Source organism: Phycisphaerae bacterium (assembly GCA_012729815.1).
Classification (GTDB): domain Bacteria; phylum Planctomycetota; class Phycisphaerae; order JAAYCJ01; family JAAYCJ01; genus JAAYCJ01.
In genome coordinates this window covers 1-24,976 of the sequence record JAAYCJ010000168.1, presented here as the reverse complement: position 1 = coordinate 24,976, position 24,976 = coordinate 1, and the positions used below count along the sequence as shown (strand labels likewise).

24 protein-coding genes are annotated in these 24,976 nt (G+C 63.4%); 6 read left to right on the top strand and 18 right to left on the bottom strand.

Features of this window, described 5'->3' with window-relative positions; genetic code table 11:
* Positions 1-123 precede the first annotated feature (123 nt).
* Both GXY33_11210 and GXY33_11205 read right to left on the bottom strand, forming a co-directional pair.
* Positions 124-495, bottom strand: coding sequence for a type II toxin-antitoxin system VapC family toxin (locus tag GXY33_11210; GenBank protein ID NLX05700.1), 372 nt, complete (start codon positions 493-495; stop codon positions 124-126).
* Positions 492-710, bottom strand: coding sequence for a hypothetical protein (locus tag GXY33_11205; GenBank protein NLX05699.1), 219 nt, complete (start codon positions 708-710; stop codon positions 492-494). Before GXY33_11205 ends, GXY33_11210 begins: the two co-directional genes overlap by 4 nt.
* A 281-nt stretch (positions 711-991) precedes the next feature.
* Between GXY33_11205 and GXY33_11200 the strand changes: the two genes are divergently transcribed.
* Complete coding sequence (locus GXY33_11200; GenBank protein NLX05698.1) at positions 992-1,627, top strand: hypothetical protein; 636 nt, start codon at positions 992-994, stop codon at positions 1,625-1,627.
* A 23-nt stretch (positions 1,628-1,650) separates the two neighbouring features.
* Here GXY33_11200 and thpR read toward each other — a convergent pair whose 3' ends face one another.
* The 3 genes from thpR to gap all read right to left on the bottom strand — a co-directional run bounded on the left by thpR (position 1,651) and on the right by gap (position 4,714).
* Positions 1,651-2,220, bottom strand: coding sequence for an RNA 2',3'-cyclic phosphodiesterase (gene thpR, locus GXY33_11195; protein ID NLX05697.1), 570 nt, complete (start codon positions 2,218-2,220; stop codon positions 1,651-1,653).
* 145 nt (positions 2,221-2,365) lie between these two features.
* A complete protein-coding gene (locus tag GXY33_11190) occupies positions 2,366-3,550 on the bottom strand; it encodes a phosphoglycerate kinase (protein ID NLX05696.1) in 1,185 nt (394 codons plus the stop codon).
* Between the two features lie 132 nt (positions 3,551-3,682).
* Positions 3,683-4,714 (bottom strand): type I glyceraldehyde-3-phosphate dehydrogenase, encoded by a 1,032-nt coding sequence (gene gap, locus GXY33_11185; protein NLX05695.1) that lies wholly within the window; start codon positions 4,712-4,714, stop codon positions 3,683-3,685.
* Positions 4,715-4,999: 285 nt separating this feature from the next.
* Between gap and GXY33_11180 the strand changes: the two genes are divergently transcribed.
* Positions 5,000-5,419, top strand: coding sequence for a hypothetical protein (locus GXY33_11180; protein ID NLX05694.1), 420 nt, complete (start codon positions 5,000-5,002; stop codon positions 5,417-5,419).
* A 24-nt stretch (positions 5,420-5,443) separates the two neighbouring features.
* Positions 5,444-5,971 (top strand): hypothetical protein, encoded by a 528-nt coding sequence (locus tag GXY33_11175; protein NLX05693.1) that lies wholly within the window; start codon positions 5,444-5,446, stop codon positions 5,969-5,971.
* 21 nt (positions 5,972-5,992) lie between these two features.
* Here GXY33_11175 and GXY33_11170 read toward each other — a convergent pair whose 3' ends face one another.
* The 12 genes from GXY33_11170 to GXY33_11115 all read right to left on the bottom strand — a co-directional run bounded on the left by GXY33_11170 (position 5,993) and on the right by GXY33_11115 (position 18,549).
* A complete protein-coding gene (locus GXY33_11170; protein NLX05692.1) occupies positions 5,993-6,343 on the bottom strand; it encodes a nucleotide pyrophosphohydrolase in 351 nt (116 codons plus the stop codon).
* Between the two features lie 2 nt (positions 6,344-6,345).
* Entirely contained in the window at positions 6,346-8,562 is a 2,217-nt protein-coding gene (locus GXY33_11165) for a hypothetical protein (GenBank protein NLX05691.1), read from the bottom strand.
* On the bottom strand, positions 8,559-9,815 hold the full coding sequence (locus GXY33_11160; protein NLX05690.1) for a polysaccharide deacetylase family protein: 1,257 nt from the start codon (positions 9,813-9,815) through the stop codon (positions 8,559-8,561). Before GXY33_11160 ends, GXY33_11165 begins: the two co-directional genes overlap by 4 nt.
* Before the next feature lie 137 nt (positions 9,816-9,952).
* Positions 9,953-11,338 (bottom strand): glycosyltransferase, encoded by a 1,386-nt coding sequence (locus GXY33_11155; protein ID NLX05689.1) that lies wholly within the window; start codon positions 11,336-11,338, stop codon positions 9,953-9,955.
* A 468-nt stretch (positions 11,339-11,806) separates the two neighbouring features.
* Complete coding sequence (locus GXY33_11150) at positions 11,807-12,682, bottom strand: OmpA family protein (GenBank protein NLX05688.1); 876 nt, start codon at positions 12,680-12,682, stop codon at positions 11,807-11,809.
* Positions 12,683-12,797: 115 nt separating this feature from the next.
* On the bottom strand, positions 12,798-13,031 hold the full coding sequence (locus tag GXY33_11145; protein NLX05687.1) for a hypothetical protein: 234 nt from the start codon (positions 13,029-13,031) through the stop codon (positions 12,798-12,800).
* Between the two features lie 11 nt (positions 13,032-13,042).
* Positions 13,043-14,245, bottom strand: a complete 1,203-nt coding sequence (locus GXY33_11140) for a hypothetical protein (protein NLX05686.1) — start codon at positions 14,243-14,245, stop codon at positions 13,043-13,045.
* A 17-nt stretch (positions 14,246-14,262) separates the two neighbouring features.
* On the bottom strand, positions 14,263-15,267 hold the full coding sequence (locus GXY33_11135) for an NAD(P)-dependent glycerol-3-phosphate dehydrogenase (protein NLX05685.1): 1,005 nt from the start codon (positions 15,265-15,267) through the stop codon (positions 14,263-14,265).
* 42 nt (positions 15,268-15,309) lie between these two features.
* Entirely contained in the window at positions 15,310-15,987 is a 678-nt protein-coding gene (locus GXY33_11130) for a hypothetical protein (GenBank protein NLX05684.1), read from the bottom strand.
* 24 nt (positions 15,988-16,011) lie between these two features.
* Positions 16,012-16,665, bottom strand: coding sequence for a type II secretion system protein (locus tag GXY33_11125; protein ID NLX05683.1), 654 nt, complete (start codon positions 16,663-16,665; stop codon positions 16,012-16,014).
* A 104-nt stretch (positions 16,666-16,769) separates the two neighbouring features.
* Entirely contained in the window at positions 16,770-17,792 is a 1,023-nt protein-coding gene (locus GXY33_11120; GenBank protein ID NLX05682.1) for a 2-hydroxyacid dehydrogenase, read from the bottom strand.
* Between the two features lie 109 nt (positions 17,793-17,901).
* Positions 17,902-18,549, bottom strand: a complete 648-nt coding sequence (locus GXY33_11115; GenBank protein ID NLX05681.1) for a hypothetical protein — start codon at positions 18,547-18,549, stop codon at positions 17,902-17,904.
* Between the two features lie 203 nt (positions 18,550-18,752).
* Here GXY33_11115 and GXY33_11110 point away from each other — a divergent pair, with 203 nt between their 5' ends.
* Genes GXY33_11110 through GXY33_11100 form a run of 3 tightly spaced genes read left to right on the top strand, consistent with a single transcriptional unit; the run spans position 18,753 to position 23,645 of the window.
* Positions 18,753-19,784, top strand: coding sequence for a LacI family transcriptional regulator (locus GXY33_11110; protein NLX05680.1), 1,032 nt, complete (start codon positions 18,753-18,755; stop codon positions 19,782-19,784).
* A gap of 10 nt (positions 19,785-19,794) precedes the next feature.
* Complete coding sequence (locus GXY33_11105) at positions 19,795-22,884, top strand: hypothetical protein (protein ID NLX05679.1); 3,090 nt, start codon at positions 19,795-19,797, stop codon at positions 22,882-22,884.
* A gap of 2 nt (positions 22,885-22,886) precedes the next feature.
* Positions 22,887-23,645, top strand: coding sequence for a prepilin-type N-terminal cleavage/methylation domain-containing protein (locus GXY33_11100; protein ID NLX05678.1), 759 nt, complete (start codon positions 22,887-22,889; stop codon positions 23,643-23,645).
* Positions 23,646-23,744: 99 nt separating this feature from the next.
* Here GXY33_11100 and GXY33_11095 read toward each other — a convergent pair whose 3' ends face one another.
* On the bottom strand, positions 23,745-24,917 hold the full coding sequence (locus GXY33_11095; protein ID NLX05677.1) for a Gfo/Idh/MocA family oxidoreductase: 1,173 nt from the start codon (positions 24,915-24,917) through the stop codon (positions 23,745-23,747).
* Positions 24,918-24,976 lie beyond the last annotated feature (59 nt).

The following is a 24,976-nucleotide window of genomic DNA, read 5'->3' as shown; positions in this document are numbered from 1 at the left end:
CGCCCCGCCAGGTCGGGGACCGGGCCCGCAAGGCCCTCGATGCTATGCTTGCCGTCACAGAGTCTTGTTCTCCCACGTAGTCTTGTTCTCCCACGTATCGGCTGACTCGCCGAACTGAAACGGTCACCTGTACGAGTCGAGTGACGGATCGGTGTAAAGCAACTGCAGCCCTTCCGTCAGGCTCTGGGCGACCAGCAGCCGGTCAAACAGGTCTCGGTGGTGAAAAGGCATACCAGCGACCCGCAAGGCATGCTCGATCTGAACGGGAAGAATGTGAAAGCCCCCAGCGAAGACGTGCTTACGCAAGAATGTTTCCAGGTCGGGCTTGAGATCAAGGCGCTTGAGGCTGTACTTGATCGCGATCTCCCAAATGGACGCGACGCTTACGTGGATGGCGGAATCGGGCCGGTCGATAATCTCTCGGAAGGCCGTTGGAAGGTTCTCATCTCCGGCAATGTACCAGAGCGACACGTTGGTATCCAGAAGATACTTCATCCCATGTACTCTCTGAACTCCTCCAAGGGTTCGTAGAACTCTGGACGAATGGATATCTCGCCCCCCGCGGAGCCAAAGACTCTGGCATGCTCATGGGGCTGATCCTCAGCTTCGATCAGCACCTTGACTCGTTTGTATCCAGGGGGCAGCGGCTCCTCCAGGCGGATCGTTTCCTTATCGATCAAGACCCCACGGGCGACTATGGCGTATTCCATCGCAACCTTTCCTTTCGGCTCTGGCTTTGCCGATGGTTTCCTGAGTTGGACTGATATATGTATATTGGCTATCTATCGTTCACTGTCAAACACATTCACGGGTGCCGCATCAAGCCCATTGTCTGTGAGGATGCGGGTTTTCGTTGAAACTCACGGCGCAATGCGTTATGAGCGGATCGTGCAGCGGGATCCCGGATGACCGACCGAAGCGGCTTTGCTGAGAGGCGGCTATGATACCACGACTGCCAAGAGGGTTCACACTCATTGAGCTCCTGGTTACAGTGGCCATTATCACCGTTTTGTTTGCCCTGATCGCCCCGGCGTTGGGTGAGGCCAGGGCCGCTGGTTCTCGGGCGGTTTGCGGGTCGAATCTACGACAGGTATTTGGCGCGTTTGGGGTGTACATGGGCGATCATGACGACACCTACCCAGCGGCGGACGATCAGGCGTCGCCGTGGCTGTGGATGGGTCGCGGCTTTCGCAGCGTGCTGATGCCGTACATCAGCGATGGGATCGACCGGGACAACCCGTCGATCCTCTGGTGCCCATCGGACACCACCGAACCGGCCAAGTACGAGAACACCAGCTACGCGTGGTCGATGAGTTTCTATCACAGCCCGGAGCAGATCGACGCGATGACCGGCGTGGCGTCTTGTTACAGCAATCCGGTCGAGGCGGTGGGCGTTCAATCGCAGGACGTGGCGTGGCCGGCGGCGAAAATATTGGTCGGCGAATGGTTCAGCAATCACCGGCGTTGCGAGAACGAGAACGGCTGGTGGTGCTGGGAAGGGTCGCGGGTGTTCGCCTTTGCCGACGGGCATGGCGAGTGGCTGGCCGCGATGAGCATCCTGCCCGCCAACGACGGCATGCCGGACGCCAATCTGACGGTCCACGGGGTCAAGGGAATGGATCGGTAGGCCTCGTCCGCAGCGGCCGTCGTCTAGCCGGGGTCGTGGCCGAGTCTCGCGGTCTCCAGGCGGGTGTAGACCGCTCCTTCCGACCGCAGGTCGCTTCGAAACAGCGTGATGCTGTTGACCTGTTGAAGACCGGCTGAGAACTTGCCGCGGTCGATGATGACCTGGCGGTAGGCCTGGGGGTTGCGGACGTCCTTGATCCGGCCGAGGGTCAGGTGCGGCGAGAATCGCCGCTGTTCCGGCGGGCAGTCGAACTCGGTGCAGGCCTGCTGGAAGAGGTCGTTGAGTTGCGAGAGTTGCCCCGGCGCGTTCACGCCGGCCCAGAGGATCTTAAGCTGCCTTCCAGCGGGCGGAAACGAGCCCAGCCCTTCCACGCGAAACTCGAACGGTTCGACCTTGGCTGCGTTTTCGCACAGCACCTCCTTGAGGCGGTCGATCCGGTCTTCAGGCACTTCGCCGAGGAACTTGATGGTCAGGTGCATCTGCGCCGGCTTGGTCCACTGAACCTTGCCGTGCAGATCCTCAAAGAAGCCCTGGGCCCGCTGAAGCTCGGCCTTGATCGACTCGTCGAGTTCGATGGCGATGAACGTGCGCATGACCTGAGGGTACGCCGCCGGCCCTCCGGCGTCAATAGGCGGTTGCTTCGCCCGATGCCGGCGGTGTCTGCGTTTCGCATGAAGAAAGGCGGCGGCCGCTGGCGACCACCGCCTTCCGGAACACCCAGTGATTGGGTTTTTCGTCTTATTTGCGGTCGAGGATTTCGAGGGTGTCAAAGGGCTTACCGGTCATGAACTCGAGGCTGGCTCCGCCTCCGGTCGAGACGTGGGTAACCTTGTCCTTGAGTCCGGCCTCCTGGACGGCCGCGGCCGAGTCGCCGCCGCCGATGACGCTGGTGGCGCCCTTGCCGGTCGCGTCGGCGATGGCGTGGGCGATGGCCATGGTGCCCTTGTCGAACGGCTTGATCTCGAACGCGCCGACCGGGCCGTTCCAGATCACGGTCTTGGCGTTTTTGATCTCGGCGGTGTACTGCTCGATGGTCTTGGGGCCGATGTCGAAACCCTTCCAGTCATCGTCGATCCCGCCTTCGCAGACGGTGGTCGGCGTGCCTTCCTCGAGTTCCTTGCCGCAGACGTTGTCCGGCGGCAGGACGAGTTTGTCGCCGGCCTGCTTGAGCAGGTTCCTGGCCAGGTCGAGCTTGTCCTCCTCCACCCACGAACCGCCGGTTCGCCGTCCGGCCGCCTTCATGAGCGTGTAGGCCATCCGGCCGCCGATCAGCAGCTTGTCCACCTTGGTCAGCAGGTTGTCGATCGCCTCGATCTTGTCGGAGACCTTCGCTCCGCCCATGATCCCGATGAACGGGCGCTCCGGGTTGTTGACCGCTTCGTCGAGGTACTTCAGCTCGCGCTCGATCAGGAAGCCGATCACCTTCGGCCCGGTCATCTGCATCGGCGCGCCGTAGGTCGAGGCGTGGTTGCGGTGGGCGGTGCCGAAGGCATCATTGACGTACACATCGCCCAGCTTGGCCAGCTTCTTCGAGAATTCCTCGTCGTTCTTTTCTTCCTGCTTGTAGAACCGCAGGTTCTCCAGCACCAGCACGTCGCCGTCCTTGAGTTCGGTGACGGCCTTTTCGACCTTCTCGCCGATGCAGTCGTCGACGAACCGCACGTCCTTGCCCAGCAGGGCGCTCAGGACGTCCGCCGCCGGCTTGAGGCTGTATTCCGGCGTCCGCTCGCCCTTGGGCCGTCCCAGGTGGCTCATCAGGACCAGCCGCCCGCCGCGGTCGGTGATGTTCTTGATGGTCGGGACCGCCTCGACGATCCGCGTGTCGTCGGTGACCTTGCCGTTCTTGACCGGCACGTTGAAATCCACCCGCATCAGCACCCGTTTGCCCGCCACGTCGATGTCCGCCACGGTTTTCTTGGCCATGATGAGCCTCCCGAAATCCTTGTCCTGTTCTGCCCCGGCCGGCGCGGCGCCGGCCTGAATTGAAAGAGCCGGTCCGGCCGACAAAGCCGGACCGGCCCATTGCTTACCACAACGTCAGACCGATCGCTCGAACTACACCATCTGGCCGAGTTTCTTGATCAGGTCGGCGGTCCGGCACGAGTAACCCCACTCGTTGTCGTACCAACTGATCACCTTGACCATCTTGCCCTTGTCCTTGGGCATGGTGGCGGTCGAGAGGGCGTCGAACACGCTGCTGGCGGGATTGCCCACCACGTCGCTGCTGACGATCGGGTCTTCGGTGTACTCGAGAATGCCCTTGAGGCTGCCGTTGGCGGCCTCTTTGATCGCCGCGTTGATTTCGTCGCGGGTGACTTCCTTCTCCAGTTCGACGGTCAGGTCGACCACGGAGCCGTCGCTGACCGGCACGCGGAGGGCCATCCCGTCGAGCTTGCCGGCGAGGGCCGGGATGACCTTGCCGACCGCGCGGGCGGCGCCGGTGGTGGTCGGGATGATGCTCAGGGCGGCGGCGCGGGCCCGGCGCGGATCCTTGTGGATCAGGTCCAGGATCCGCTGGTCGTTGGTGTAGGCGTGGCAGGTCGTCATCAGGCCCTTGACGATCCCGAACTTCTCGTGGAGCACCTTGGCCACCGGGGCCAGGCAGTTGGTCGTGCACGAGGCGTTGGAGACGGTTTTGATGTCTTTGGTGAGCGCATTGTCGTTGACGCCCAGCACGATGGTCGCGTCCGGCTCGTCCTTGGCCGGGGCCGAGAGAATCACCTTCTTGGCGCCCGCTTGGAGGTGGGAGTCGTATCCGGCCTTGCCGTCCTTGGCCTTGGCGGTGAAGACGCCGGTGCTCTCGAGCACCACGTCCACGCCGAGAGCCTTCCACGGCAGCTTGGCCGGATCCTTCTCAGCCAGGATCTTGATCGTCTTGCCGTTGACGGTCAGGGTGTCGGCGGCGCCGGTGACTTCGCCCTTGAATCGCCCGTGGACGCTGTCGTACTTGAGCAGGTAGGCCAGGGTCTGGCCGTCCGAGAGGTCATTGATCGCCACCACGTCAAACGCCTGCGGCTCCCGCATCATCGCCCGGAAGGCCAGGCGGCCGATCCGACCAAAACCGTTGATCCCTACTTTCACTGCCATTGCGTTTCCTCCTTATAGGCAAACACGTGCAAAGGGGGTTCGACTTTGTTTCCATACCCGTCGGGTACAGATATAAAATCGTAGTTGGCCCTCCAGGCCTCGTCAAGGCAAATCCGAATTTCCCTCGCCGCGCGTCGCCGCCGGCCACGCGGCATAACGGGCGGCGCTGTAGTAGTTTATGGGCTGCTCGCGGTTTTGGACGCGTGGTGGGGCGGAATTACTGGAAAAGCGCGAGCCGGTGCTCTATACTCGACGACCGTGTCATGACAGTTGTGAGGACGGCTGATGGCTTTTGAAGGTTTCTATCCGGCCACGCTGGCCACGTTCCGGCACATCCACGACCGCTACGGTCGCGAGGTGCTCGAACAATACTGGCGTGAAATGGCGGTCGAGTACTACGGACCGGTGATCGAGCAGTTTCGCGCCGGCGGCCTGGACGCGGTGGCCAAACACTTCCGCGACTACTTCGCCCGCGAGCCCAACGCGGACGTCGAGGTGGTGCGCAAGGGCGATCGGGTGGTGGTGGACGTTCGGCGGAACCCAGCCCACCACTGGCTCAAGCACTTCGGCTGCGAAATCCCCGAGTGGTACGACGACCATATCGGCATCATCGGCGGAACGATGGCCCAGAAGGCGGGTATGGCGTTCGAATGCACCGGCGGCGGCCCCAGCTATACCATGACGTTCATCCGCAGCGGCCAATAGCCGTCGCGATCGTGAGGAAAGACCATGCTCGGCGTCAACGACTTCATCGGTTACTACGATTGGACCTTCCACTTTCTCCAGCGGAACTTCGGCCAGGAGGCGCTTGAGAAATACTGGGAGGAGGCGATCGCCAAGGACGCCCTTCGGCCGTTCTTCGACGCCATCGCGGACAAGGGCATCGTCGCCATGGCCGAGCACTGGGCCTACAGCGCCATCGGCGAGGAATGCGACTGCCACATCTGCTTCTCCGCCGACTACTTCCGCTACGACATGCACGGCTGCCCGAGCCTCGGGTTCGTGCTGAAGCGCGGCAAGTGCTACTATGGCGACTACTGCACGCACTGCATGGGCTGGATCAAGCACGTCCTGGCCAACGGCGGCTGGAAGGCCTGGCACGAGCACAACCATCGAGGCCAGTGCTGGATCGAGATCCGACGCAAGGACGATCCCGGTCCGCCCAGCGAGCCGGGCGAACTGGCGGGCCAACGCGACGTGCGCCTGCGGAAGGACTGGCCGGGCGGCGAGCACCACTACATCACGCCGCAGGAGTGAGCCGGGCGCTTCACTGTCCGCCTACTTGTACCGCCCCTTGAACCGCTCCGCCGGGTACTTCTCAGCGTTGCGGACCATCTTTCGCTGCATGGCGTCGGCGATGTCGATATCGAGGGCATTGGCCAGCGAGACCGCGAACGCCAGCACGTCGGCCAGTTCCGCCGCCACCTCGTCGTGATCGTGACCTTCGCGGCGAATCGCATCCAGTTCCTCGCTGCGGACCCACTGAAAATGCTCCATCAGTTCCGCCGCCTCGATGGCGATGCTCATCGAAAGGTTCTTGGGATCGTGGAATTGCTGCCAGTCGCGCTCGGCGACGAAGTCCGCGACCAATTGCTTGAGCTCCGCCACGGTGGTGGTCTTGTCGTCCATGTTCATCCGGCCTCGCTGGGTTCGGGTTCGACGTTGATCCGGATCGCGTCGGTCGGGCATACCTTCTCGCACTCGCGGCAGACCCGGCACTCGGCCAGCCGCTGCGGATCGACCGCCGCCTTGTCATCGGTCATGACCAACACCTCGCGGCCGCACTGGATGCAGCAAACGCCGCAGCCGATGCACTCGCGCGGATCAATGCTCAGCGTGACCTCGCGGCCCTCGCGGTTGAAGACGACCAGACGGTCGGGCTTGCGTGGTTCGGCCTGCGGGTCTTCGGCATAGCGTTCGAGCAGGTCCTGGACCTTGATCTGCATCGGCCAGTGGCGGCGCATCCGGTACATCGACTGGCCGCAGTTCCGGCAGATCTGCAGGCGTTCGAGTTTTTCCAGATAATCGACCACAGCGGCGGCGAATTCGGCGTGAGCCCAGAGGTCCGGCTGATCCGTCCGGTCCTTTGAATTCGGGTCGAGTCTTTCAGCCAGCAGTCCGGTCGGACTGGCCGCTGAGACCGCCCACTCCAGCAGCGGCAGGGCCTGCTTGAGTTCGCCGAGATTCGACGCCCGCCCGATCAGGTACTGGGCCAGCCACATCGTCGCCGTCGTCGACGGGCGGCCGGGAATGCCCACGGCCAGCTCAGCCGACGCGATGCCCTCGACGTCCTTCGCGAACCGGGCCAGTCCGCCCACCGGCGTGTTGACCCAGAGCTTCTCGCAGATCGCGGTCACCGTCGCGGCCATCCGTTCGTCGTCCGGTTCGAACATCCCGAACCGCGCCAGTCCCAGCATGGTGGCGTCGAGCCGGCTGTCGAGCTTGCCGTGCCCGGCGGATGTCAGCCACAGCACCGATCCGAACCGTCGAGCCCGCTCGTCGTAGAGTTTCCGTTCGGCTCCCAGTTTGATCCGGTCGGCCGCCACGGCGTATCGCTCAGCCCGCTCGCGATCGCCGAAACAGACGGCGAAATTCCTGGCCGCGGCCAAACCGCCGAAGGCGGCGCCGACGGTGAACGCATCGACGCCCGATCCGCGGCGCCATAGGTCGGCGCCGGCGGTGGGCAGTTGCAGATGTTCATCGTAAGTTTGACAGATCGCCTCGGCCGCCGGACCGATCAGGTCGGTCCAGAACCGCCGGATCTGCTCGATGTCGCGAAATCGGAAGTAGTGCCGCCAGAGGCTCCAGAGCACGGTTCCCAGCGCCGCCGGGTGGACCGGTTGGATTGCCTCATCCTCGTTTCGATCCGCACGCAGCCGCGCGCGGATGCTCGACCGGATTCGCCGATAGAGCCGCCTCGACGCCTCCGGCAGTCCGGCCCGGTCGAAGGCGTGGGCGATCAGGGTGGTCGGCACGAGGTCCAGCCCGTCATCCGACGCACCGCCCGCCGTCACTTCCGGCATGCTGCCTCGAAGCGTCAGCAGCGAACGCTTGAACAGGTCGATCACCGGCCCGGGCAGATTGCCGAAATTGATGTTGGCCCCGGTCACCCAGAACCGCCAGTAGGCGCAGCTGCGGTCCAGGACGGTCTGAGGGCCCGTTTCAATCAGGTCGGCTGCGAGCGCGGCCAGCTCTTCATCGTGGCCCGCCCCCATCAGGACCATCCAGACCGACCGTTCCTCGAAGCCGTCGAGCTCGAGGTCGACTTTGATCAACCCTTCGGTCGGCCTGCCCTCGCTGTCTTCGCCGCCGCCGTGAGCGTCCAGGAATCGGACCAGCCCCTCCTTTACCGCCACCGACACCTGATCGCCTGGATTGTCGGTCAGAAAACCGATGAATACCAGATGCTCTCCGGTCGGATGGACCAAGCCGCCGAGCCCGCCCTGAAACGAAAACCCGCCCGCATCCGATGCGTCGTGCGACAGTTCGACGTGATGCACCACACAGAGCTTTCGCGGGTAGTCCACCAGGTTCCGCACGCGGACCTGCCGGACGATCAGCGGACGCTCAATGTCCGCCGCCTCGGTGCAATAGCAGACCGCCTGCAGAAGCGGGTTGCTCAGCGAGACCGAACTGGCCAGCGTCTCGTGCACCGGCCGGATCTTAAGCCGCCAGGACGGGTCGTCGGTCCAGATCAGCCGCTGGCCGTCGGCCACGCCCATCCGGCCCGGGCGCGACGCGACCAGGTTGGCCCGGTGGTCGCGGGGAAAGTACAGGTCGGTCAAACGGTACGCCTGATCGAACTGCGCGAGCAGTCGATCGTTCCCGATGATCAGTTCGCGCGTCATCTATTCCATGCCGTCGCCGTTCGCGACGAAGGGGTCGAAAACGGCAGTGCTCCCACCTCGTGCGGCTCGGGCGACTGAAGCTGGCGGATCCGGTAGCGGATGTTGTCCAGAACGTTCATGAAGTTGATGTACGAGTCGTACGGCGATTCGTACGGGTTGAAGTACTTGTGCACGTCGCCGTCCGAGAAGTACTTGGTGCACATGTAGTAGAAGTGGTCGGAGGTCTGGAGCTTGCGCCAGTCGGCCAGGATGCCCGGGTCGCCGGCGGCTTTGACCTGCGGCTCGAGCCGGTACAGCTCGTGCAACGCGTTCGACTGCATTGCGTTGCCCAGCCACGCCGACAGGTCGCGCTCGGTATCGGCCCAACTGATGGTGTGCGGAATGTCCAGCTCCGCCGAGACCGGGTGCGCCGCGATCACCTCGGAAGGCGTCTTGAAGTCATTGGTCCCGTATCTCAGAACCTCCTGCGGCAGGTGGCGCATGAAGTCGAAAATGCCCGTGTCGGCCCACTGGTGCTCGCCCAGGGTCTCGTAGTCCATGAACAGGTTCACCACGTAGCCGTTGCCGTTGACCTGGTTGACCCACTGGGCGAACTTCTCAGCGGTCAGCGGCCATTCCTTCCACTCGCGGTTGCTGAACCGGAACGCGATGTCGTCGCTGAGACGGTAGTTCTTCAGCAGCAGCGTCACTTCCGGGCACTTGGGCGGGCGGTACAGAAAATTCGGCGACCGCAGACCCAGGATGTGATCGGCCCCTTCGCAGACAACCGCGCTGAACCCCATCTGCGTGACCAGGTGGGCCAGCTCGTTGTTGTAGATCAGCTCGGTGTTCCGGAACACCTTCGGGTACTGGCCGAACTTCTCGCGGATCATCTGGCGATGCAGATTGACCTGCTCCGCGAACTCCTCGCGGCTGTAGAGGAACGAAAGGCTGTGATAGTAGGTCTCAGCCAGGAACTCGACGCAGCCGGTATCGGCCAGTTCCTTGAACGAGTCCATGACCTCCGGGTGGTACTTCTCGAATTGCTCAACCACCACCCCGGTCAACGAATACGCGATGCGGAACTGCCCGCCGTGAGCCCGGATCAGATCCAGGAGCAGGCGATTCGCCGGCAGATAACACTTATTGGCGACCTTGCGGCAGATCTCCGCGTTCTTATAGTCATCGAAGTAGCCCGGGTCGCTGTCGAACACGCTGTACCGACGCAAGCGGTTCGGTTGATGGACCTGAAAATAGAAACAGACCGATGCCATGCTTTCCTCGCTCTATTGCAATTCTAATGATGTTTTTAAATTAAAAGTGTTAGAGCCCCATCCCGAGGGGCGCGCCTCTCGGCGTATTATAGCATTGAGCGCGAAAAAAGCGTTCTATATGCGAAAAATTCTCTTGATCAGCGGCTTTCGACGGTTTCGGGCGCGCCGGTCACGCTGTTATAGATCTCGAGGCAGCCGCTGGCGGCGTCTTTCCACGACAGCTTGCGGACCTCAAAACTGCCCTGTTCGCGAAGCGTGCTGTGCAGCGGGGGATGCTTCAGGACGGCGATGATCTTGTTGGCCATCTCATTGACATCCCAGAAATCCACCTTCAGCACGTTCTGAAGGACCTCGGAGACCCCCGATTGCTTGGAGACGATGACCGGCACGTCGTGCGACAGGGCCTCGAGCGGGGCGATCCCGAAGGGCTCGGAGACGCTGGGCATCACGTAGAGGTCGGCCATCCGGTAGATTCGTTCGACGTCCTTGCCCCGCAGGAAGCCGGTGAACAGGACCTTGTGGCCGATTCCCATCTCGGCGGCCAGTTCGATGATCCGGCGGATCATGTCGCCGCTGCCGGCCATGACGAAACGGACATTCTCCGTCACGTCGAGAACCTTCTTGGCGGCGGCGAGGAAGTACTCCGGCCCCTTCTGCATCGTGACCCGGCCGAGGAACAGAACGATCTTTTCATCCTTGCGGATGTGCTCGAACTCCGTCGGCTGACGGGCTGCGGGCAGATCGATGGCGTTATAAACTACATTGACTTTATCTTCGTTAATGCCATATCGGGTGGTGATGATGCGCTTGGTCAGGTAGCTGACCGCGATGATCCGGTCGGCCCCGTGCATGCCCTGGCGCTCCATGTCGTAGATCCGCTGGTGGACGTTCTCCCCGGACCGGTCAAACTCGGTCGAGTGGACATGGACGATCAGCGGCTTGCCGGAGATGGCGGCCACCGCCAGGCCCGCTGGGTAGGTCATCCAGTCGTGGGCGTGGACGACGTCAAACTGCTCCTGGCCGGCGATCTGGCTGACCAGGCGGGCGTACCGCTCAACCTCGCCGAACAAATCGCCCGCGTAGTGGGCGCCGCCGCCGATAAAGCCCTGGGTTGCCCCGGGCGCCGGCGCGGGGGCCGACTGGGGCTTGCCGTTGGTCGAGGCCCCTTGTGCCGATGCCTGCTGGACCCGCTTGAGCTTCGTCTGCCGCTGGGTCTCTTCCTTGACCGAACGCTCATATTCCTCCGGGGTCTGGTAGGGCTGGATGCCCGCTCGGATCGTCCGGAACTTGACGTGCTTGAACTCTTCGAGCTGGTAGACCTCTTCGCTGACCGCCAGAGGCGACCCCGGCTGAGGGGCCACCAGGCGAACGTGGCTGGAATACTCGCTGGGAATGGGCTTTGGGAGCACGAACACCACTTCGATCCCCAAGCCGCTCATCGCCTTGGTCAGACCGTAGCAGGCGGTTCCCAGCCCTCCGCTGATGAACGGAGGGAATTCCCAGCCCAACATCAGGACTCTCATCTTGACCTACGCCTCCTCAGGTGCGGGAGAATGGCAACTCTCTTGTCAACCAAGCCGGCACCAGCTATCCAAGGTTCCCACAGCCGCTTATGGGCGTACCCCCTCGCGCTTGATGCTCGGCAGACCTATGTATCATACCAATACTTACTTGTCAATAGCGATACCTTGTATATCGGTAATAATACGCCGTCTCCCCCGTTTCCTTCCAGCGAGTCAACGGAAAAAGTGAGATTCTGTGCCAAAACCGATGGGTTTGTTGCCGACGGCGTTAAGCTGGGCGACTCCAGCGTTGGTTCCGCAACTTCTCAACCGCTTTCAGGCGAGCCGGGAACGCTCGGACAAAAAGAGAACCCCATCCACCGGGATGGGGTTCCGTGACTGCTGAACACGATGTCTGCGCCCGCCGATCCGGTCCGTCGGAGTCCAGGCGGGCGGGACTGCCTCCGTCATCGGCGACTCGATGCCGGACTATTTCTCCACAGCGGGTGCCGCGGGCTGAACCTTGGCCGCCTCAGCGGCTTCGGACGCCTCGGCGCCGACCGCGTACTCGGGTACGAGGTAGACCTCGACCCGGCGGTTCTGCTGACGGTTCTCGGAACTCGTGTTCGGCACGGCCGGCCGGAACTCACCGTAGCCCATGATGCCGACGCGTTCCGAGCTGACGCCGCCGTTGGTCAGTTCGTCCATCACGCCGATCGCCCGGGCGGCCGAAAGGTGCCAGTTGGTCGGGAATTTGGCCTTGGTCGCCGCCTTGACGATCGGAAGATTGTCGGTGTGGCCGACCACCACCACGTCGAATCCCTGGGCGGCGGGCGAGGTGATAATCCCGGCAAGCTCCCTCAGCTCGTCCATCTTATCACTGCGGACGTCGGCGCTGCCCAGGTCGAACAGCAGGTCCGTTCCGAACTTGACCACGCCGCGTTCGGAATCGTACTGGACCATGTCGGGATATTTGGCGGCGAATTCCTTGAGGGCGGTATCCAGCTCAGCGGGCAGGGCCACCGTGGCGCCCGGTCTGGGAATGCTGTTGGCCAGTTGCTCGTAGGCGCTGACCATTTGCTGCATGGTCTGCTGGGCGGTCTGGGCGTCGCCCTGGAGGGCCCGGATCATCTGGTTCTTGTTCGTTAGATCGGCTTGTATCTCGTCGATCTTGTTCTGAAGGTCGCGGTTCTGGACCTGGCAGGTGGCCAACTCGCCGCTGAGACGCTCGCGCTCGGCCTGGCAGTTGCGCTCGGCGAATTCGAGCTGACGGTACTTGTCGAGGGAGACGCACCCGCCGGTCAGGAACAGCAGCAAGGCCAGGGCCCCGGAGGCCCGCAGGACGAAGGCAAATCTCTGGTTCATCGTGACAACTCCTTTGTCAAAACAGACGCCAAACAGGCTCGCACTACCATCTGAGCCCATAGAGTACCAACGTCAAAGCCGTTTGTAAAAGGGCAATCCCGCGGCTCGCGCGGCCCTAGCAATCTCCAAGCACCCGCCGCCAGAAGTAGTCCGACATGGAGCGTGGAAAGCATCCGGTCCCGACGGGCATGGTCGGAATGACCACCGCCCGTTCGGGATGGGCCAGGCCCTCGTCGATGAACCGCTGAGTCTCAGCGATCATGTGGCCTCGCCACACGATCCAGTCCAGCTTGGTCAGCTTCGTCGTCAGGCCAAGCCGCCGTCGTTTATCGAAGCTCGGTGCAACCACGGGAAATCCAGTCAGACGTTCGCCAATTCGGCTATCATACTAGCCCATCGACGGCGTTCCTGCAAGGTCAGGTCCAGTTCCATCCGACAAAAGTCCTGCCAGTGCCGGATGGCGCCGGCGTCGCCGGCCAGGGCGCTGGCGCGGAGTTCGAGCTGGTGGTGGTTGGCCAGTCCGGCCAGGAGTTGGCCGGGAATGGCCCTCAGGCCGTGCAGGGCGCCGGCCAGACCGCCGGTCATGGCGGCGATGGTATCGGCGTCGCCGCCGGCGTTGACCGCGGAGACGACGGCCTCCTCCAGCGAGTCGCGGTGGTGGAGAACGTGCCAGAAGGCCACAGGCACCGAGCAGAGGCAGAAGGCGTCTTCAGCCGGCGTCCGCCGGCCCGCGATATGCGAGGCGAAGCCGGCGACCGCCGCCGAGGCGACGGGATAGCCTTCTTCGATGACTTCGACGAGGTTGGCCAGGGCGTCGATGACCTGTTTGGCCTTGGTGCGGTCGCGGCTCGAGACGGCCTCCGGCCGCGATCGCAGGCTCTCCGTGAGGCGGTGGATCAGATCGCCCAACTGCGTCAGAAACCGCTGCGGGTTTTCCAACCGGTCGGTTCCGACGAGTTGTGCCGCCGCCATGGCGACGGCTGAGGCGCAGAGGCGTCCGCGGATATCGCCGTGGGTCAGCTTGGACAGATCGTAGGCCTCCATTCCGGCCAGGAGCGGGTCGTGGTGGAAGTACAATCCGACCGGGGCGATGCGCATGGCCGCTCCGTTGCCCGCGCTGTCGACGGCGCAGCGATCGGCGTCGCAGCCGTGCAGCAGGTTCGCCGCCACTTGCCGAAAGCCCTCGCCGTAGCCGCGGAAGGGGCCCAGGGGCAGTTCATCCGAGCGGTGTTCGAGGCACCGGCGAATCCGCTGGGCCAGGGCGTGGCGGTCGGCCCGCCCGGTCTCCAAAAGCACCTCGATTACCAGCAGCGACTGCTGCGTGTCGTCGGTGTAGAGGCCCGGCTGACGCCAGCGCATCAGGTGCTGTTCGCGGCGGGCGGCGTCCAGGTCGCGACGGTGCTTGATCTCGTCGTAGAATACCTTGATCTGGGAAAAGTCGCGAAGTTGGCCGAAGTGCTCAGCGATTTGGCCGGCGGTGAGCCCTTCCACGGCTGCGCCCAGCGCGTCGCCGACCGCCGATCCGAGCACGGCTCCGCCGATTCGCAGCGGCAGATCGTCCACGGTTGCCCCCTCGCCTCTCAGGCGCTAAGGTTCTGGAATTCCCCCTTCGGTTCGCGGACCATCAGTTCGGTAATGGCCTGGCCGGGCGACTGGCCCTCGAAGATCACGCGGTGCACAGCTTCGGTGATGGGCATTTCGACCCGGTGTTGGCGGGCCAGGGCGACCATGCTGCGGGTGGTGGCCACGCCCTCGACGACCGAGTTCATCGTCCCGCAGGCCTGCTCGAGGGTCATGCCCTTGCCGATCAGTTCGCCCAACGTGCGGTTGCGGCCGTGAGGCGAGATGCAGGTGGTGACCAGATCGCCCAATCCGGCCAGACCCGAGAAGGTCTGCTGTCCCGCCCCCAGGGCGACTCCCAGCCGGGTGATCTCCACCAGTCCGCGGGTCAGCAGCGCCGCTTTGGCGTTGTCGCCCGCGTTGATCCCGTCGATCACGCCAGCGGCCAGGGCGATCACGTTCTTCATCGCTCCGGCCAGTTCCACGCCGACCACGTCGCGGTTCGTGTAGATCCGCAGGCGTTCCGACGAGAAGAGCTTCTGGACGATCTGGGCGTCGGCCAGGTCGTCCGAGGCCGCCACCAGGCTCGCGGGCAATCCGCGGGCCACCTCGCGGGCGATCGACGGCCCGGAAAGCACAGCCATCCGCACCGTTCCCAGCAGCTCCTGGAGTATCTGCGTCGGGCGAAGCAGCGTCTCGTTTTCGATGCCCTTGGTCACCGATACGTACAGCGCCGATTGGTCCGCTGAGGCGGCCAGCTTCTCCCACACGCGGCGCATGTACTGGCAGGGCACGGCGTTGACCACGACCTGCGGCGAGCGGAAGGCCCGCTCCGCGTCGGCGGTGATCGTCACCTCCGGAGGGATGCTGAAGCCCGGCAGGTACTTGACGTTTTCCCGCTCCTGGTCGAGCTGGCGGGCGTAGTCGGGGAACGCCGACCAGAGGGTCACCCGATGGCCGGCCTTCTGCAGCAGAACGGAACAGACGGTGGCCATCGCCCCGTCGCCGATCACTGAGATCCTCATCGTCCGATCGCTCACCGAATCACCCGATTGTCCCATGACGCCTCAGTCGCCCCGCGCCAGTTTGCGTTTCTGCTCGACCACCTTCTGAACGTCGTTGACGTACGTTTCCAGCTTGGCCCGTTCGCCGGGATTGGTTTCCTGGACGAAGCGCTTGTAGGCCCCTTGCGGCGAGGTCGGCACGTGCCGGCTGAGGCGCGATCCGCGGGCGTCCATTTTGGCCGCCCTTTCCTTGCCCAACGTCCCTTCAAGGTCCTTGCCGGTGACCATGTTGTGGAAATCGTCCCACTCCTTGATGCGGCTTTCGATGAACTGGCGGCGTTCCCGATCGTTGGTCAGCCGTTCGTACTCCTGGGCGTCAGTCACCGCCTGTTCGATCGCGACGTTGGTCAGGTTCTTCTGAAGCCGCAATATCTCCATGTCCGATCGGCGGTTGATCTCCTCGAGGAATTGCACCCGCCGCTCGACCGGGCGGAACTGCTCGATGACCTTGTGCATGTACGGCTGGCGGTCCTGAGCGGGCAGGGCGCCGGCAATGTTGTTCTCGCAGAGGAAATCGACCATCTGCTCCGGCGTCGCGGTCTCGGGATTGGGCACTTCGTGGCCCACCGCGATGCGGTACAGCAGCGCCGCGCCGCCCGCGATCACCGCCAGGCCCACCACGTTGGCGGCAATGATCTTGATCAGCCGGTCATGTCGAAACCAGATCGTCGCCAGGTCCATATCTGCAAACCTCCCGCGGGTGCGTCAGGGTTGATCCATCGTCGCGAGGGCGTCGACGTGGAAGTCCGCGAACAGCACCTGCCAATTCATGTCGTCGTCGTTGGTTTCCCCGTGAAACGCTTCGAACTCGCGGACCAGCTCGATCCGGGCGGCGTTGTCGATCAGCTCGGACAGCTCGCCGATTTCGCTTTGCCACAGGGCGCGGTTCTCCTGGCTCAACATCCAGTAGCCCTCGGTGCTGACCACCGAAAGACCCGGACGCGGCTCGTAGCTGGTGCCTTGCCACTTGTAGTAGACGGTCTCCGGTTCGGCCCCAGACGCCATATCCGCATCGCGAATGGAGTCGGAGGGGCATCGGAAGACCTCGGTCTGCCCCGAAACGTGGGGCGAGAGGATTTCCGACATCGCCGGCCGCGGGTTCAGGGGGTTGCTCACCGCCTCGATCGTCGGCATCGGGGCCATCGGCGGATAGAACGAGTGGTTTTCGCCCAGGTACGCCTGGATGGCTTGGCCGATCGACCGCAGGTTGGTGCCGCAGAGCATCTTTCTGGCCGACTCGCGGGCCTTGCCGACGGTCGGCACGATGATCGCCATCAGCAGCGCCATGATCGCGATGACGACCAGGAGCTCAATCAGCGTAAAGCTCCGGTGGTGTCTGGCGTTTCCTTGTTTCTTCATGATTTCGCCCGCTCCATAAGCAGCACTTATTCAGCCTATTATACCGCAGAGGCCGAGGAGGGTTTAAGCAATATATCGGCCCCGTCGGCGGGTTTTCTGTAAGCTCATGCCCTCACCTGGCTTTGGGCCTCGACCAGGACGGTTCCTTCCAGGTAGGGCTGGTCCGAGGCGAAGCGCAGGACGTTGTCCACGGTGGTCCTGGTGATCTGGGCGAGGGCTTCGCGGGTGAAGAACGCCTGGTGGGCGGTGATCAGGACGTTGGGGAAAGTCAGGAGGCGGGCCAGTTCGTCGTCCTGGAGCACCTGGTCGGACAGGTCGCGGGAGAAGACGTTTTCTTCTTCCTCGTAGACGTCGAGGGCGACGCCGCCGAGTTTGCCGCTTTTGAGGGCCTCGATCAGCGGCGTGGTGTCGATCAGCTTGCCTCGCGAGGTGTTGATCAGGTAGGCCCCGTTCTTCATGCGGTCGATCGTTTGTGCGTTGATGATGTGGTGGGTTTCCGGGGTCAGCGGGGCGTGCAGGCTGATCACGTCGGAGCCGCTGAGCAGCTCATTGAGCGGCACGTATCGCACGCCGCGTTTTTCGGCCCAGTGCTGGTCCGGTTTGACGTCGTAGGCCAGCACGCGGACCTTAAAGCCGCAGAGCAGCTCGATGAAGGTCTTGCCGATGCGTCCGGTTCCGATCACGCCGACCGTCTTGCCTTCGAGGTTGAAGCCCATCAGGCCGGTCAGGGCGAAGTTCTGTTCGCGGACGCGGTTGTAGGCGCGGTGGATCCGGCGATTGAGGGCCAACAGCAGGCCGAGGGTGTGCTCGGCCACCGCCTCGGGCGAGTAGGCGGGCACCCGCACGACGTCCAGGCCCAGGTTTCTGGCGGCGTCGAGATCGACGTTGTTGTAGCCGGCTGATCGCAGGGCGATCAGGCTAACTCCCAGTTGCGCCAGCACTTCCAGCACCGGCCGGTTGGCGACGCAGTTGACGAAGACGCAGGCGGCCTGGCAGTCCTTGGCCGACCAGGCGCTGTCGCGGTCGAGTTTGGCTTCGATGAATCGCCAGTCGGCTTGGTCGCTTCCAGGCGTTTCGTCGAAGAATTGCCGGGTGTACGGTTTGCTGTCGTAAACGGCTGCTCGGATCATTGCGCACCCCCTTTCGATTCCGATCAATTGCGCGGCAACAAAAAGGCGCTGCCGAACAGGTCGCCCGTCACGGCAGCGCCGGTGTTGTCAAAGTCCGCGCCAGGTTCTAGAACGTCAGCGGATCGCCGGTCTTGAGTTCCCAGACCGCGGTGGTGTCCTGGGTGCCGCCGGGATCGTTCTGCTGTTGGCTCTGGAAGATGATCGTGCCGGAGTAGGCGATGGTTTCGTAGTCGATCTGATCGCCGGCCTCAACGGCGTCACCGGAATACTGGAAGGTGTAGTTGGCCCGGAAGGAGAGGTCCGGCATGCTGATCTGGAGTCGGTAAGTGACGGTCACTTCGCCATTTGCGTTGACGGTCATGGTTCCGTCGATCAACTGGTAGTTAAGCGAGAGCGTTCCCGCGACGCCGTCGTAGGTGCCGCTGATTTTGACCATCTCGGTGGCCTTGCCGACCATCACGTCGGTTCCGGTGTAGTCGTAGGTGGCGTTCTTGATCTGGAGCATGTCCACGAACGGCTGGACGTCCGCGTCGGTCAGTTCCAGCTTGACCATCAGGAGGTTGTTGTCGGCGTCGAAGGAGTACTCGGTGCCTTCGTTGTTAGGGTCGGGGTTCTGGACCCAGACCCGGTCGATCAGGTTCGGGTCGAAGACGATGGTCGGACTCGTTCCGCAGCCGATCAGGGTGACCGCCACCGCCATGCCGAGCGTTATCGTTGCCAGCCACTTCGCCGCCGTCTGATACGTTCCAATCACTGTGGATCTCCTGAACCTGGGGTATTCCTGAGCCTGTCGTAATCCAACATGCTAACGTGCGGGGCGGGAAAGGTCAAATAACTTATCGGTCTTTGGGGTCGGGACCGTTTCTGTGTTTCGGCGGGTCGGCTCTTGACGCGCAAAACCTTTTGCCGGTAGAATAACGATCATCTAAAACCTTTTGCGCGTTATTGAGGGCGATCATGACAACCGGGAAGCGCGAGACGGTGGGCATTCGGGAGGTGGCGCGTCGGTGCGGGGTGTCACCGGCGACGGTGTCGCTGGCGTTTTCGGGGAAGCGTCCGGTGAGCGACCCGGTTCGGCGTCGGATCATCGAGGTGGCCAAGGCTTTGCACTACGAGCCGAACCAGTGGGCGCGGAACATGATCCGGGGCCGGACTCACGTGATCGGGTTTGTGACCGACACGTTGACCAACCCGTTCACGGCGTTCGTGACCGAGCGGCTGGAGGCTGAGGCGCGGGAGTACGGTTATCAGGTCTGGCCGGCGATTACGGGAGGCTCTCGGGAGCAGGGGGAGCGGTACGTGGGGCGGTTTCGGCGGATGCGGGTTGACGGGATGGTGATCACCACGCGGTCGATCAGCGGCGAGCAGATTCGGGAGTTGATCGACCTTGGGATGCCGGTGGCGCATCCGCTCCGCGCGGTTCCCGGCTGCAATTCAAATCCGGTTCGCGTGGATTTCGCTCAGGGGATTCGGCTGGTGATGGAGTACCTTCACGGCCTGGGTCATCGTCGGATCGCGTTTATCGCCGGTCCGCAGGACGATCGGACGAGTGTGGAGCGGCTTGAGGCGTACCGGCGGTGCGCGTATGAGTTGGGGACGGCGGACGATCCGCGGCTGACGGTGATGGGCGGCGAGGGTCCGGGCTACGGGGCGGCGGCCTGCCGGGAGCTTCTGGAGCGTGAGGTCGCGTTCAGCGCCGTCGTTTCCTCGAACGACAACATGGCGTTCGAGGCGATCGGCACGCTGGCGGGGTGCGGGCGTCGTGCGCCGCAGGACGTGTCGGTGACGGGGTTCGACGACGTTCCGGCGTGTGACTTGTGGCAGCCGCGGCTGACGTCGGTGTCGTTCGACGCGAGCGAGATCGCGCGGGAGACGATCGCGCAGTTGATCCGTCAGATCGAGGATGAGACGCCGATCCAAACCCGAGGCATCACACCGCAGCTTGTTGTTCGGGATTCGTGCGCCGAGCCGAACCCGCGGTATTTGTGAGGCGACGTTGATGAGAAGATTTTGGCAGGTTGTGCTGGTTATGGTCCCGTTTGGGATACCCGCTTTGTGCGCAGCGGGTGAGTTGCTGAGCGCGGCGGATCGGTTCTGTCCCGCTTTGAAATCGGATTCGCCGGGTTCTTCGCCGGTCGTTTCGATTCGCCATCCGTCCGACGCGGCGTTCGGCGCGGACGTGCGGGCGGCGTGGGATGAAGGCGGTCTGATGCTTGAGATCACGGTGGTCGATCCGACGCCCGGTCCGGCGGGGGTCAATCCGCAGATGTGGAACGGCGACTCGGTTCAGGTCGCGTTCGACGTGCATCCGGAGGTTTCGAAGGGCAAGTACGCGGACGGCTGTTTTGAATTGGGGTTTTCGCTGGTTGGCGAAGGGGAGGTGCTGACGGCGGCGTTCTGTCCGGCGGAGTTCTCGTGGGCTGGGGTTGAGGCATCGGGACAGCGGATTGAGGGCGGTTGGCGGCTGAGCGTTTGTCTGCCGTGGAGCAATCTGGGGCTTGAGGCGAGCAAGCTGCCGACGTGCCTGGGTGTGAACGTTCTGGTCAATGACGGGCAAGGTTCGACGCAGCGGCGGTACGTGGAGTGGACGCCCGGGATCGGCAGTGGCAAGCATCCCGATCACTTCGCCCGGCTGGTCCTGGTGACGCCGGATCAGATCTCCGCTGCCCGACTGCTGGCCGATGCGCGGCGCTATGACCGCGACCGGACGGTTAATGTTGCGTTTGTTGAGTACGCGTGCAAGGCGCCTTGCGCGGAGGAAGTGGCTCTGGTGGCGGTTCCAGCGGAGGGAGAGCCGAGGCGCGTGTCAGGCCCGCAGGCGTTTGTCGCTGCGGAGGCTGGTACGGTACGTCGGTTCACGTTTACCTTTCCCGCTGGGGAGCTTGCCGACGAAGGGGACTTTCGTCTGACTCTTGAGGGTTTGGACCGTGGTCCGAGCCGGTTTGTCCTTCCCGCGTTCATTACCCGCGTCAACGAGAAGGATCGGTTGGCGGCGGCTCTTGCTCCGACCAGGGAGCGTCTGGCGGAAATCGATCGGCGGCTGAAGTCCGATCCCACGTTAGCCTCGGACGAATACGTGCAGCTTGCGCGGGCCATCGTTGAGCGGTTTGCGGCTCGGATTCCGCAGATCGATCCGGCCAATCCTCAGCCGCCGGAGTGGTCGGCGATGCAGATTGAGGAGCTCGGGTGGGTTCTCGATGGGGCGCAGCGCCGCCTCGACCGTCTGGCCGCCGCTGCGGTTCAGCCGTTTACCAGACCGGAGACGCCCGCGACGTTCGCCATCCGCGACGGGCAGATCGTCGACGAGGCCGGCCGGCCGTTTTTCTTCTACGGTTACGGCCATCTGAACACCGTCGATCGCGAGTTGACGCAACTGCCGTCGTTCGCGACGAGTCTCGTCCAAGTCGGTCGCGACCCCCGCAGCCTACATCCGGACGGGTCGCTGCGCTGGGCGGATATTTTTACCAGTCTCCTGCCGAAGGCTGCGGGGGCCGGCATGAAGGTGGATTTGCTTTTGGCTCCTCACATCATGCCCGAGTGGGCGGGCGAGGGTCAGAGCGGTTTCTGGATCGACGGGCCGTCGTTCATCAAGTACAACATCGATCATCCGGAGGCGAGGCGGATCATCCGGCTTTGGTTCGAGACGATCATTCCGCACGTGAGGGATTTGCCAGCACTGTTCGGTTTTTGCCTCGACAATGAACCCGCCTACGACCACAGCGGGCGCGACGCGCAGAGCCGGCCGCGGTGGATGGAGTTTCTTGAGGCTGCGCACGGCGAGGTGTCGGCGCTCAATGCCCTCTATGGCACGGAGTACGGAAGTTTCGACGAGGTTCCTGTTCCGGAAGTGGGCGATCCAAACGGGGTGGGCCCGCGCCGGGCCTACTACGATTGGCTGGTGTTCAATCGCGAGCATTTCACCGGGTGGCACGAGTGGCTCAACGGGATGGCCAAGTCGCTGGCGCCCGATGTGCCGACGCACGTGAAGATCATCCCGGTTCTGGAGCGGGCGTATCTGGAGACGGGCATTGACGTCGAGCGGGTCTGCCGGTTTTCCGATCTCGGCGGCAACGACGCGTCGGCCTACTGGACGCCGGAAGGGCCGTTCGTCTATGAATGGCAGCACGAGCAGATATGGAATGATCTGCTTTTTGGCCTCGGGCGGAAACCGGTGTACAACTCCGAGAACCATCTGATCCCCGATCAGTTTCCGGAGGCGCACGTTCCGCCGGAGCACACGCACGCGGTTCTCGTCCAGGGCGGTCTGCATCACCAGTACGCGACGGCGATCTGGCTGTGGCAGGAGCCCAACTGGATTACTCCGTTCGCGGTCAACGGCAGCATCTACGTGCGTCCGGCCAACCTGTTCGCCGCCGGGCGGGCGATGCTGGATTTGAACCGGTTGGCGGCGGAGGTCTCAGCGGTGAATGCGGCGCGGCCGCGGGCGGCGATCCTGTATGCGATCCCGTCGCTGTTCTGGGACGAAGGGGCGGGCGAGGCGATTACGGCGGCGTACATGCAACTGACCTTTCTCGGTCAGCCGGTGGGGTTTGTCAGTGAGCGGCAGCTTGCCGAGGGCGATACTGCCGGTTTGAAGGTGATTCTCTGTCCGCAGACCGGGCACGTCGAGGATGCGACGGTTGAGGCCCTGGCCCGGTTCGCAGCCGGTGGCGGTACGATCGTTCGCATCGGTTCGGAGTGCCTGCGGTTCGATCAATACCATCGGCTGCGCGAGCTGCCGGGTGCGCTGGCCGGGTCGCCTGAACTGGCGCTGCCGCCGGAATGCGCTGCGGTTTCGGACGAGTTGCGGTCGCTGCTGGACAGCGCCGGTGTTGCCGTCGCCCCTTTGGTTGACGTCCTGACCGATCGACCGGTTTGGGGCGTTGAGTATCGGGTTGTTTCGGACGGTGAGGCCATGATTGTGCCGATGATCAACTTCCTGACCAGCGCTCAGACCGTGCGTCTCGATCTGACTGGAGCCGCGGTCGATCTGATCGCGGAGGAGCCGGTCGATCCAGCCCGGATCGAGCTTTCGCCCATGTGTCCCCGTTTGATTCGCATCGTCCAGTCGAAGGAGGCTACGCCATGAGTATGTGCCTGAAGAGCCCCAGACCCTCTTTTACGTTGATCGAGTTGCTGGTGGTGGTTGCGATCATCGCGGTGCTGGTGGCCATGCTGCTTCCGGCTCTGAGTACGGCCCGCGAGCAGGCGCGGACGGTGGTTTGCCTGACGCAGCTCAAACAGATCGGGGTGGCGTTTGGACAATACGGCAATGAGTTCGCTGGGTTTTATCCGCGTCTGTACTCGGTCGACGAGGAGTACGCCAGCGGGTACCGGGCCTGGCCGTTCCACGTGTGGAACTACGTGTTCGTCGGCCTCAAGTACGTGCCCGATCGCAGTTTTTTCGCCTGCGCCAGCTTTCCGGCTGACGGCGGGCTGTGGCGCGGATGGGAGTTGTTCGATCACGGCGAGTTGATCCGGATGCACTACGGCTACAACTACCTGCACCTGGGAACCAGCGTCTACTACGGTCTGCCGTATGCGGGTCCGCCGGCCAAGGACAATCAGATCAGCAATCCGTCCGAGACGCTGTTGGTTTCCGACGCCATTCGCACACAGGAGGGGTACTACTGCGGCTCATCCCTCAACAGCGGGTTCGCCCGGACCGGTTTTGCGCACGCCCGTCATCGCAATCGGTCGATGGTGGGCGAGGGCGTGCTCAATATCCTCTGGTGCGACGGGCACGCCTCGTCGGTGACGTGCAGCCGCGATATTCTGGAGCCGGTTTCCTACTTCGATGAGTTGGGCAACGCCGGCGACCCAGCCAATTTTGGGGTCTGGGACCGCTGAGTGTCTCGTTGGATGCGCGGTGTCGTGGCGCAGCGTGCTCGGCTAGGTCGGCCGTTTCGCCGACGGAGGCGCAGCGGGACAGGCAGGCGCGCGGTTCCGTTACTGCCCGACCTGGCGGACGTTTACGAATCGTCCCTTTTCGGCTGATTCCTTGCAGGCGAGGCAGACGTAGGCGCTTTGGATGCCCATTTGCACGGTGGTTCGCGATTTGGCCTTGCCCTGGATGAGGCCGACAAAGTCGCGGGCGAGTTCCAGATCGCCGCCGAAGTGGCTCATGCCGGAACCGGCTTTGATGGTGTCGGTGAACGGGGCGTGGTGGCGGACGCGGACGAGTTCGTTGGCGTACCAGTCGAAGCGGACGGTTCCGTGATAGCCGCTGACCGTCGCGCCGCGGGTCTGGGCGTCGCGGCGGCTGAAGAAGACCTGGGTGTAGGCGCCGTGGACGCCGGAGGCGAACTCCATGATCGTGCTCGAGGAGTCCTCGTTCATGTTCGGCGGCGTGCCGATGTCGCGGCCGAAGACGCACGGATGGTCGTTCGGGTCGCCGCCGGAGTAGTTGTACTTGCGGTTTTGCGGGCTCTCGAGGCAGCTTTCGGCTTCGGGGCATTGGCTGCATCTGAGGTTGGCTTTCTTTCGGCCGCCGAACACGCGGCCCCAGGTGGCCATCGCGCCGACGCGCACGATGTTCGAGCCCATCAGGAAGCTCATGTAGTCCAGATCGTGCGTCGCCTTCTGGAGGAACAAGCCCTGGGTCATGGCGAAGTCGCGGTAGGCATTGTCGAAGTAGACGGTTCCGTAGGGCACGTAGTTGACGCCGAGGATGTGCTCGGGCGAGCCGACCGCGCCTTCCTCGATCAACTGGCGGGCCATCAGGCACAGGGGCGAGACCCGCAGCGGGAAGCTGACCACCACCTGGCACCTGGATTTCTCGAATGCCTTTTCGAGGGCGGTCGCCTGCTTCATGTTGATCGCGACCGGTTTTTCCAGGTAGAGCGGCAGGTCGTATTTGGCTGCTTCGATGGCGTAGGGCGTGTGCTGATGGCAGCGGGTGCCGATGCACAGGCCGTCGAGTTTGGCCTTCGAGACCATCTGGGCCAGGTTCTTGTAGAACACCACGTCCTGTTGGTCGCAGTCGGCCAGGCGCGACCGCGCGCCCTGCTCGTCGGGATCGACGATTCCCACGACGCGGATATCCGGTTCCACCGCCCTCAGGCAATGGCTGATGACGCTGCTGATTCGACCGCCGTGTCCGACCACACCGAGACGTATCATCGTTCTATGACCTTTCCGATAGAGCCGCCGGCCCGCGTTTGCGTCACTGCCGCTGTGCG